This window comes from Streptomyces hokutonensis (assembly GCF_042751305.1).
Classification (GTDB): Bacteria; Actinomycetota; Actinomycetes; order Streptomycetales; family Streptomycetaceae; genus Streptomyces; species Streptomyces hokutonensis_A.
This window is the reverse complement of sequence record NZ_JBHYWD010000001.1, coordinates 281,119-287,430: the sequence shown is the minus strand read 5'-3', so window position 1 is coordinate 287,430 and position 6,312 is coordinate 281,119. Positions and strand designations below refer to the sequence as shown.

General features: G+C 71.7%; 5 protein-coding genes. All 5 read left to right on the top strand.

All coding sequences use genetic code 11. From position 1 onward, the window contains the following. The first annotated feature begins 75 nt into the window (after positions 1 to 75). The 5 genes from ACFXC1_RS01260 to ACFXC1_RS01240 all read left to right on the top strand — a co-directional run bounded on the left by ACFXC1_RS01260 (position 76) and on the right by ACFXC1_RS01240 (position 6,232). Positions 76 to 1,113 (top strand): zinc-dependent alcohol dehydrogenase, encoded by a 1,038-nt coding sequence (locus ACFXC1_RS01260; protein ID WP_381237130.1) that lies wholly within the window; start codon positions 76 to 78, stop codon positions 1,111 to 1,113. 84 nt (positions 1,114 to 1,197) lie between these two features. Further along, positions 1,198 to 2,409 carry a sensor histidine kinase gene (locus tag ACFXC1_RS01255; protein WP_381237127.1) on the top strand — a complete coding sequence of 404 codons (1,212 nt, stop codon included), beginning with the start codon at positions 1,198 to 1,200 and terminating at the stop codon, positions 2,407 to 2,409. 86 nt (positions 2,410 to 2,495) lie between these two features. Beyond that, positions 2,496 to 3,977: an MFS transporter gene (locus ACFXC1_RS01250; RefSeq protein ID WP_381237125.1), complete on the top strand. Its 1,482-nt coding sequence runs from the start codon at positions 2,496 to 2,498 to the stop codon at positions 3,975 to 3,977. Positions 3,978 to 4,116: 139 nt separating this feature from the next. Continuing rightward, positions 4,117 to 5,670: a carboxylesterase/lipase family protein gene (locus ACFXC1_RS01245; protein WP_381237123.1), complete on the top strand. Its 1,554-nt coding sequence runs from the start codon at positions 4,117 to 4,119 to the stop codon at positions 5,668 to 5,670. A gap of 214 nt (positions 5,671 to 5,884) precedes the next feature. Then, complete coding sequence (locus ACFXC1_RS01240; protein ID WP_381237121.1) at positions 5,885 to 6,232, top strand: hypothetical protein; 348 nt, start codon at positions 5,885 to 5,887, stop codon at positions 6,230 to 6,232. Positions 6,233 to 6,312 lie beyond the last annotated feature (80 nt).

Genomic DNA, 6,312 nt, shown 5'->3' with positions numbered 1-6,312 from the left:
GGCGGTCGGAGCACTCCCCCCGTCCGCCGCCGGGACCGGTGACACCCCTCACGCACATGGAAAGCGAGCCCCCTCATGGCCACGATGAAGTCCGTGCAGACCGGCGCCGTAGACAAGATCGACGTGGTGGACGTCGAGCGTCCGGTGCCCGGGCCCAAGGACGCCCTCATGAAGATCCGCGCCTGTGGGATCTGCGGTACCGACACCTTCTTCCTGCACATCGGCGGCGGCCCGTTCGGCGCGGGCGGCACCATGGTGCCGGTCCCCCTCGGGCACGAGCCGGCGGGTGAGATCGTCGAGGTCGGTGCCGAGGTCGAGGGTCTGAAGGCCGGCGACCGGGTGGTCGTCAACCCGCAGGGCTCGCCCTCCGGGATCATCGGCTGCGGCGGCAGGCACGGCGCCATGAGCGACTACCTCCTGCTGGAGGAGTGCGAGGCCGGAAAGAGCGTCACCGTCTTCCCCGACACCGTGCCCTTCGACGTCGCCGCGCTCAACGAGCCGATGGCGGTGGCCCGGCACGCCGTGAACCGGTCCGAGGCGAAGCCCGGCGACAAGGTCGTCATCTTCGGTGCCGGGCCGATCGGCCTGGGCGCGGCGATCTGGCTGAAGCTGCGCGGGGTCGAGCACGTCGTCGTCGCCGACGTCATCGCCTCCCGCCTGGAGACCGCGCTCGCGGTCGGCGCGGACGCCGTCATCAACTCCGCCGAGGAGGACGTGACTTCACGCCTGACCGAACTGCACGGGCAGGCCGCCAACGCGCTCGGCCAGCCGCGCCCCGGCACCGACATCTACATCGACGCCGCCGGTGTCGCCGCCGTCGTCAACACCACGGTCGACTCCGCGAAGTGGGGCGCCAAGCTTGTCATGGTCGCCGTGCAGAAGAAGGGCGCCGACATCGACCTCGGCGGGATGCTGCGCAGCGAGCTGACGCTGATCGCCTCGCAGGGCTACCCCACCGAGATCTTCGAGGTCACCCAGGAGATCGTCGAGCACCACGAGCGGTTCGCCAAGCTGATCAGTCACCGGGTGCCCTTCGGCGAGGTCGAGCACGCCTTCGAGCTCGCGCTGACGCCGGGCGCGGCGGAGAAGATCGTCGTCACCTTCGACGAGTAGACGAGCAGCGGACGGCGCGCCGGCCCCACCGCCCCCGGCGGGCACCGGCGCCCGCCCGGCCGCCTCGGACAGGACCCCCACACCATGATCCACCGCCTGCAGCGGGTGCTGCGCTGCCATCCCCGTACCGTCGACCTGGTCCTCGCCGCCGCGCTCCTCGCCTGCGCCTTCCCCGGCAGCATGCTGACGATCCCTGGCCGCGACCTCGAAGTCCCTTGGTGGCCGGGCGTGTTGGTCTCCGGGCTCTCCTCGCTCGCCCTGCTGTGGCGGCGCACCCTGCCGCGCACCACCGTGGTGGTCACCCTCTGCTGCGCGATGGCGGTGGCCGCGCTCGGCTACGTCGTCACGGTCCTGGTGATCGGGCCCCTCATGGTCGCGCTCCACACGCTGGCCCTGCGCTCCGAGCGGACCACCGCGAACCTCTTCACCGCCGCCGGCATCACCCTGCTGGTGGGCACTGCCGTGATCGTGGGCCCCAACACCGAACCACTGATCCTGAAACTGCTCGGCCCCGCCTTCTGGCTGCTGCTGCCCACCTCGCTGGGCACCACGACCCGGCTCCGCGCGGCCTACCTGGAAGCGGTGCAGGCCCGCGCCGAGCACGCGGAACGCACCCGCGAGCAGGAGGCCCGGCACCGTGTCACCGAGGAACGGATGCGGATCGCCCGCGATCTGCACGACGTCGTCGCCCATCACCTCGTCCTGGCCAACCTCCAAGCCGGCACCGTCCTACGGCTGATGCGCAGCCGCCCCGAGGAGGCCGAGCGGATCGCCGGTGAACTCGCGGGCACCACGCTGTCGGCCGTCCGCGAACTCAAGGCCACCGTGGGCCTGTTGCGGCACACGGACGACTCGGAGACCCCCTCGGGGCCCGCGCCGGGACTGGCCCAACTCGCCGAGCTGGCCGCCTCGTTCGAGTCCGCCGGGCTCGTCGTCAGCGTCAGCACGGAGGGCAGGCCGCAGCCGCTGTCCGCCGGTACGGATCTCACGGCGTACCGCATCGTGCAGGAGGCGCTCACCAACGTGACCAAGCACGCGGGCACCGGCTCGGCCGAGGTGCGGCTCAGCTACTCGCACGACCGGCTGGGCATCACCGTCACCGACCACGGGGGTACGGCACCGCACTCCTCCCCCGCCGCCGGTGCCGGGTACGGCGTCATCGGCATGCGGGAGCGCGCGCGCTCCGCCGGTGGACGGCTCCGCGCAGGTCATCGCCCCGAGGGCGGCTTCGAGGTCGTCACCGAACTGCCGTTGCTCCCCCGTTCACCGACTCACACCCAGGATGTACTTGCGTAACTCAATCAATCTCATTATGGTTGAGTGAGTCAAGCAAGTCTGCTTGTCCCTGATCGTCGCAGCTCGTTCCCGATGGAGGCTCTGCCATGTCCGACGCCCTTGCCCGACCCGCCGAAGCGGGTTCCTCCGCTCCGCCGAGGTCGAACGCCGTCGTCGCGGTGCTGGCCTTCGCGGGAATCGTCGTCTCGCTGATGCAGACGCTGGTCATCCCGATCATCCCGGAGCTGCCGAAGTACCTGAACGCCTCCGCGTCGAACACCGCGTGGGCGGTCACCGCCACCCTGCTGGCCGCCGCCGTGGCCACCCCGGTCGTGGGCCGGCTCGGCGACATGTTCGGCAAGCGCCGGATGCTGCTGGCCAGCATCGTGCTGCTGGTGTCCGGCTCGATCGTGTGCGCCCTGGCCGACTCGCTGGTCCCGATGGTCATCGGCCGCGCGCTGCAGGGTCTGGCCGCCGCGGTCGTCCCGCTCGGTATCAGCATCATGCGGGACGTACTGCCCAGCGACCGGCTGGCCGGCTCCACCGCCCTGATGAGCGCCTCGCTCGGCGTCGGCGGCGCCCTGGGTCTGCCCTCGGCCGCCTTCATCGCGGACCACTACAACTGGCACATCCTGTTCTGGACCTCCGCCGTCCTCGGAGCCGTGTCCTTCCTGCTGGTCCTGCTGCTCGTGCCCGAGTCCAAGGTCCGCACCGGCGGCCGCTTCGACCTGGTCGGCGCCCTCGGCCTGTCCGCCGGACTGGTCTCGCTGCTGCTCGCGATCTCCAAGGGCTCCGACTGGGGCTGGACCAGCGCGACCACCCTGATCCTCGGCATCGCGGCCGTCACGATCCTGCTCGCCTGGGGCTGGTACGAACTGCGCAGCTCGCAGCCGCTGGTCGACCTGCGGACGACCGCCAAGCCGCAGGTGCTGTTCACAAACATGGCCTCGATCGCCCTCGGCTTCTCGATGTTCGCGATGTCCCTGGTCCTCCCCCAGCTGCTCCAGCTGCCCACGCAGACCGGTTACGGCCTGGGCAAGTCGATGCTGACGGTCGGCCTGGTCCTCGCCCCGCAGGGCCTGGTCATGATGGCCATGTCGGCCGTGTCCGCCCGCGTCACCAAGGCCAAGGGCCCCAAGGTCACCCTGATGATCGGCGCGCTGATCGTGGCCTCCGGCTACGCCCTGAACATCCTGCTGATGTCCGAGGTCTGGCACCTCATCCTGGTCTCCTGCATCATCGGCGCGGGTGTCGGCTTCACCTACGGCGCCCTGCCCGCCCTGATCATGGGCGCGGTGGACCCGTCCCAGACCGGTGCCGCCAACAGCCTCAACACCCTGATGCGGTCCCTGGGCACCAGCTTCGCCAGCGCCATCGCCGGGGTGATCCTGGCTCAGATGACCACCGACTTCGGAGGCGCCGCCCTCCCGTCGGAGAACGGCTTCAAGGTGGTCATGGCGATCGGTGCGGGCGCCGCGCTGCTGGCCTTCTTCCTCGCGAGCCTGATCCCCAAGGCCCGTGCGGTCGTCGAGGCACCGGCCGACTCGGCACCGACCTCGGCTCCGGAGGTCTCCGAGGCCAAGGCCTGAGGCATTCTGGTTCATCGAGCACACGGCGGGGGGCGCCCCCCCCGCCGCGGGGGGGGGGCCCCCCCCCGCCCGCCCGCGCCCCCCCCCCCCCCCCTCGGCCTGCCCGCGCACCCTGCCGTCCCCGAGCGAGGAGTCCACGATGACAACACCCAACTCCCGTGGCACAGAGGCTGGTTCGGCCGGCACACCCCTGGTGCGTCTCGGCGCCGGTGCGGTGCGCGGACGGCTGGAGGACGGGCTCGCGGTCTTCCGCGGCATCCCGTTCGCCGAACCGCCCGTCGGGGACGCCCGCTTCCAGGCACCGCGCCCGGTAGGCGGCTGGGACGGTGTGCGCGACGCCTTCGAGTTCGGGCCGCCGCCCCCGCAGGAGTCCGGATTCCAGGGCCGCAGGGGCGTGTCCGCGGAGCCGACGGGCGACGACTGGCTGACCGTCAACGTGTGGACGCCCGCACCCGATCCGGCGGCCCGCCGCCCGGTCATGGTGTGGATCTACGGCGGGGCCTACAAACTGGGGCACGCGGGCAGCCCCGGCTACGACGCCCAGCACATCGCGCGCGACGGCGATGTCGTGGTCGTGAGCCTCAACTACCGCGTGGGTATTGAGGGGTTCGCGCGCATCGAGGGGGCGCCCGCCAACCGGGGGCTGCTCGACCAGGTCGCCGCACTGGAGTGGGTGCGGGACAACATCACGGCGTTCGGCGGTGATCCGGAGCAGGTCACGGTCTTCGGCGAGTCGGCCGGCGGCGGGTCGGTGGCCTCGCTGCTGGTCATGCCGAGCGCGTCCGGACTGTTCCGGCGGGCGATCGCGCAGAGCGTGCCCGGCACCTTCTTCTCCGACCCGCTGGCCAAGGACATCGCCGCCGCGCTCGCCGCCGAGGCGGGACTGCGCCCCACGACCGCCGACCTGGCTACCGTGGACCCGCGCCAACTGCCCTCGCTGGGCGAGACCTTGGGCCCCAAGATGCCCCAGTACGAGGACCGCTGGGGCTCGGTCGTCCACACGGTGACGCCGTTCTCGCCCGTCGTTGACGGCGAGGTGCTGCCCGTCACGCCCTGGGAGGGGCTGGCGGCCGGTGCGGCCCGGGACGTGGAGCTGATGGTCGGTCACAACCGGGAGGAGTACCGGCTGTTCGTCGTACTCTCCGGGCAGGCCCGGAAGATCGGGCCGGCGGACGCGAGCACGGCGCTGCGGCGGTTCGGGCCCGGTCCGGACGCCGAATCGGCGTATCGCGACGCCTACCCGGACGGCTCGCCCGAGGAGTTGTACGAACGCGTCCAGACCGACTGGCTGTTCGGCATCCCCTCGCTGCATCTGGCCGAGGCGCAGCTCACCGGCGGCGGTCGCGCGCACGTCTACGAACTCACCTGGCCCGCCCCGGGGTTGGGCGGTGTACTGGGTGCCTGCCACGGCCTCGACATCCCGCTGCTGTTCGGCACGTTCACCGCCGACCTGGGGAATCTGCTGTTCGCCGACGTCGAGCCTTCCCCCGAGGCCCTGGCGTTGTCGTTCCGATTCCGGTCGTCCTGGGCGGAGTTCGCGCGAACGGGCGACCCGGGCTGGCCCGCCTACGACACCGAGCAGCGGTCGGTGCAGATCCTCGACGCCCAGCCCGTGGTCACCGCGTATCCCGAGGAGACCTCACGGCGACTGTGGGAGGGCCACACCTTCCGCGCACTGCCGCTGGCCGAGTAGCCGGGACGGCGTGGGGGGGTCTCCTCGCTCAACTCCTCGGCGCCGTGGGCGAGGAACGCCGTCGCCGCGCCCGCCGCCTTCATAGGAAGTGCCGGGGCGGGGGTGGGTGCGGGCATGCCGGGCGGGGCGTTCGAGTTGCCGTACGACGTGCGGCGTTGTGCGCTGGAGGGCACTACTGCCCGACCCGACCGCCCACGAGACGGAGAACCGTGCCATGACGGCGCAACCCCGAGCCGTTCCGGAGACCTTCGCGTTCACCTGCGGTGACTGCGGCCACTTCTGGGAGGCCACCTTTCAGGTCATGTTCTTCACCGACCCGACGGACGCTTCCGGCCTGACCACGCAGGAGTACGTCGACGAGGAGGGCAGGGCCATGAGGTCGCCGCTCGCCGACGCGGTGTGCCCGAAGTGCGGCGGGCGCACGGTGCATGTGCTGGAGGCCGGGCTCGCCGAACGGGCGCGCCGCGCGGAACACGAACCCCATCCACCGCATGAGCACCATCCGCATCTGCCGCACCGGCATTCCAGCCCGTCCGAGCCTCCGCCCGACGGCGCGCCCTGACACCACGCCTCTCACCCGAACGGCCCCCTGCGCTGGAGGGCCGGGCGGCCCGATGGTGCCCTGAGGGGGACCGCCACTCC